This is a genomic window from Bergeriella denitrificans NBRC 102155 (genome assembly GCF_001592185.1).
Classification (GTDB): Bacteria; Pseudomonadota; Gammaproteobacteria; order Burkholderiales; family Neisseriaceae; genus Neisseria; species Neisseria denitrificans.
In genome coordinates, this window is record NZ_BCWL01000201.1 from 1 (window position 1) to 3,693 (window position 3,693).

A 3,693-nucleotide genomic window follows, 5' to 3' on the forward strand; every position below is an offset into this window, starting at 1 on the left:
TATCAAGTATTATTCAAATTACTACCCCAAACTCACGTTACTATATTTCAACGGACACTATATTGCTCAACCGTTTGCCTTATCCCGAACACACATTCTCTACCCTAAAATTACCCGAATAGAAACAGAAAAAGCCGTCTGAAAATCCCTATTTTCAGACGGCTTTTCTATCAGCCCGATTAATCGGCAAACTGTTTTTTCATCCGCTCGCGGCGTTCTTGCGCTTCCACCGACAGCGTGGCGGTCGGGCGGGCGAGCAGGCGTTTCAGGCCGATGGGCTCGCCGGTATCGTCGCAATAGCCGTAATCGCCTTCGTCGATGCGGCGGATGGTGGCCTGTACTTTGGCCAGCAGCTTGCGCTCGCGGTCGCGCGTGCGCAGTTCCAAAGCATATTCTTCCTCTTGGGTGGCGCGGTCGGCAGGGTCGGGCGCCGATTCGTGCTCTTGCAGATGGCCGGCGGTCATGGTGGCGTTTTCAATCAATTCTTCCTGCATTTTCACCAACAAGTCGCGGAAAAAAGCCAAATGGTCCGCATTCATGTAATCGTCTTCCGGTCCGTTCCATTGCAAAATATCTTGTTCTGTCAGCTTTGCCATAATTGTTTCTTTCACTCTGTGTTATAGGGAACGGCCGCCCGGCCCGGCCGGGCAGCTTCAATACTACAAAGTTGCCGTTATTATTGTTTTCTCAAGATTTAAGCTCAAGAAAGCCGAAATCATAACACGTTTTTTCAGCACTCCTACACTTTATGCGCTTATTTGCACTTATTTTCGCTTATGTAATCGAAATATGCGTTAACGCAACAACCACAGATTCAGCCCCACGGTAAGCCGCGGCAGAAAATAAGCCAGCCACAGCCACAAAACCAGCGCGGGCAGGGCGGCGGAAAAATCCATACGCCCGGCGCGCAAAAAGGTGAAAGGGCGCAGCATCGGCCCGAATATGCGCTGCAGGGCGGCGGCCAGGGGCGAATAAGGGTTGCTGAAGCTGGATACCGTGCGCATCACCAAGCCGATCAGCAACACATAAGCCGCCGATTTCAGCAGCCCCAAAGCGGCTAAAATCAGGTTGGCCGCGATGATTTTGGTGCCGAAGCCGCCCGGCAGCGCCAGCAGCGCCATCACGGTAAACACCGCATAATACAGCAAAAAAACGGCCAAAATGCAGGCCCATTCTTTATTACCGCCCGCCGGCAGCAGCCTGGCCAAAGGGGCAACAAGCCAACCGGTGATTTGGCGGCAGAATGCGGCCAGCGGGTGGCGGCTGTCCAAGCCCGCCCATTGCAGCAGGAAACGCGCCAGACACAAAATCGCCAGGCCGTCTGAAAGCAGTATCAGTAAATCGCCGCGCATATTCAGACAGCTCCGTATTGCTGCGCCATTTCCTGCGAACGCGCCACGCAGGCGGCGACGCCCGCTTCTATAGCTTCACCGACTTGGCGGGCTTTGAAGGTTTCAATCGCTTCGTAAGTTGTGCCGCCTTTGGAAGTCACGTTTTGCTGCAATACGCCGAAATCCGAGCCGCTCTGCTCTGCCAGCGCCACCGCGCCCTTAAATGTTGCCAGGCTCAGGCTGCGGGCCTGCTCTTCATCGAAACCCTGCGCCAGCGCGGCGGATTTAAGCGCGTTCAGCAGATAAAACACATAGGCCGGGCCGCTGCCGCTGATGCCGGTAATCGCGTGCATCTGCGCTTCCTCGTCCAGCCACACGGTGATGCCCACCGCCTGCATGATGCGTTCCGCCGTTTGCCTGTCGGCTTCGTCGGCACCCGCTGCGGCATACAGCCCCGATACGCCCAAACCGATGCTGCTCGGCGTATTCGGCATGATGCGGACAATGCGGCGCGTGCCGCCCAAATAGCGGCTCAAGGTATCTGCCGACAAACCGGCCGCCACCGATAAAACCAATGCGCCGTTGGTTTCCAAGCCCGCGCAGGCCGTCTGCATATCCTGCGGCTTCACCGCCAAAATTACCACATCGTCGGCGGTCAGCGGCGGCAGTTTTTCCGATACTGCCACGCCCAATTCACGCGCCAAACGCGCCCGCTTTTCCTCGCCCCGGTTGGCAATATGCACGCGGTAGCCGCCTTGCTTGACCAAGCCGCCGGCAATGGCGGCCGCCATATTGCCGCCGCCCAAAAAATAAACGTTCATCTGCTTCTCTTTCTCTCTCAGCCCACGATGTTTTGCGGCTTGCCGGCCGCAAAAGCGTTGATGTTGGCCAATACGATGTCAAACAGGCGGTTGACCGCCTCCGTGCTGCCCCAAGCCATATGCGGCGTAATAATCAGATTGGGCAAATCCGCATCCAGCAGAGGATGGCCGTTGCGCGGCGGCTCCACGCTCAATACGTCCAAACCCGCGCCGCCGATGCGCCCGTTTTCCAGCGCATCGAGCAAAGCCGCCTCGTCTACCAGGCCGCCGCGTCCGCAGTTGATTAACACCGCATCGGGCTTCATCTGCGCCAACTCCGCCGCGCCGATCATACCGGCCGTCTGCTCCGTCAGCGGGCAATGCAGCGACAATGCGTCCGCCAGGCGCAAGGCTTCTTCAAATGCCACATAGCCCTCGCGCACCTGCGCCGCGCCTTTGTGTTCGCCGAACACGACTTTCATATGAAAAGCGCGGGCATACGCGGCCAGGGTTTCGCCGATGCCACCACGCCCGAAAATCACCAGCGTTTTGCCGTTCAAATCCCGCATCGGCGCGCCGAAGCTGCAGAAAAAAGGCGATTTTTGCCACAAGCCCGCGCGGATGTCCCGCTGATAGGCAGGCAGATTGCGCATCAGGGCAATCATCAGCATAAACGCATGCTCGGCCACCGATTCGTTGCCGTACGCCCGCACATTACACACCGCCACGCCCGCCTGCGCCGCAGCCGCCGTATCCACATTGTTGACGCCGGTTGCCGTGACCGCAATCAGCTTCAGGCGCGGGGCGCCGGCAATGGCGTCGGCATTCACCACCACTTTATTGGTCACCACCGCATCGGCATCGCGGATGCGTTCCGCTACTTCGGCGGTTTCCGAGCGGCCGTGCCAAACCAACTCATGCTCGAAATCCAAGGCAAACGGCCGATCCGGCAGGGTATCGCCGTCTAAAACCACAATTTTCCATGCAGACATAAATATCCTTTATCTTAATTACGGTATTTGATTTAAAAAATCTAAAATCAAATAGAAACAAACAACTGGATTATATAAATGAGAAGTATTATTATTAGCAATATATCGCAGCAAGCCGCATTTTCAGACGGCCTGAATGACGGAGAATATACCATGTTGAAAACGTTTACTTTTGCCATTTTACATTTCAGCGTTGCTTTCGGCATCACCTACCTGCTTACCGGCAGCATCGGCGTATCCGGCGCCGTGGCCTTAATCGAGCCCATGGTCAACACCGTTGCTTTTTATTTTCATGAAAAAGCATGGCGCCGCTACGAGCACCGCCAATCGGCCAAAACCGCCGCCAATCCTGAAGCCGCGCATTGCGCCTGAGGATTTATCCAAAATTTATACACAAAGTTATCCATAGCTGCATCTATTAAATAATTAATTGAAAAATAAAGGATTTAATAAAATAAGCCATTATTCAGACGGCCATATCCCGAAATTTTATCCACAATCTTGAGCAAAACGGTATTTGACGGTACTGTTCCGTATAACACTCAAACTTTTGAAAAATCAAAGCAAAAT

At 54.8% G+C, this 3,693-nt stretch carries 5 protein-coding genes; 1 reads left to right on the forward strand and 4 read right to left on the reverse strand.

Annotated elements, in window-relative coordinates:
- Window positions 1-179: 179 nt before the first annotated feature.
- From dksA to BDE01S_RS09100, 4 genes are all read right to left on the reverse strand, one after another.
- Window positions 180-596 (reverse strand): RNA polymerase-binding protein DksA, encoded by a 417-nt coding sequence (gene dksA / locus BDE01S_RS09085; protein ID WP_066080516.1) that lies wholly within the window; start codon window positions 594-596, stop codon window positions 180-182.
- A 198-nt stretch (window positions 597-794) separates the two neighbouring features.
- Window positions 795-1,352, reverse strand: coding sequence for a YggT family protein (locus tag BDE01S_RS09090; RefSeq protein WP_066080519.1), 558 nt, complete (start codon window positions 1,350-1,352; stop codon window positions 795-797).
- 2 nt (window positions 1,353-1,354) lie between these two features.
- On the reverse strand, window positions 1,355-2,152 hold the full coding sequence (gene proC / locus BDE01S_RS09095) for a pyrroline-5-carboxylate reductase (RefSeq protein ID WP_066080522.1): 798 nt from the start codon (window positions 2,150-2,152) through the stop codon (window positions 1,355-1,357).
- Window positions 2,153-2,169: 17 nt separating this feature from the next.
- On the reverse strand, window positions 2,170-3,123 hold the full coding sequence (locus BDE01S_RS09100; protein ID WP_066080525.1) for a D-2-hydroxyacid dehydrogenase: 954 nt from the start codon (window positions 3,121-3,123) through the stop codon (window positions 2,170-2,172).
- A 153-nt stretch (window positions 3,124-3,276) separates the two neighbouring features.
- On the opposite strand from BDE01S_RS09100, the gene BDE01S_RS09105 reads away from it, so the two are divergent.
- The gene (locus BDE01S_RS09105) at window positions 3,277-3,495 is read left to right on the forward strand and encodes a DUF2061 domain-containing protein (RefSeq protein ID WP_066080529.1); all 219 of its coding nucleotides are present in this window, start codon (window positions 3,277-3,279) and stop codon (window positions 3,493-3,495) included.
- Window positions 3,496-3,693: the final 198 nt, after the last annotated feature.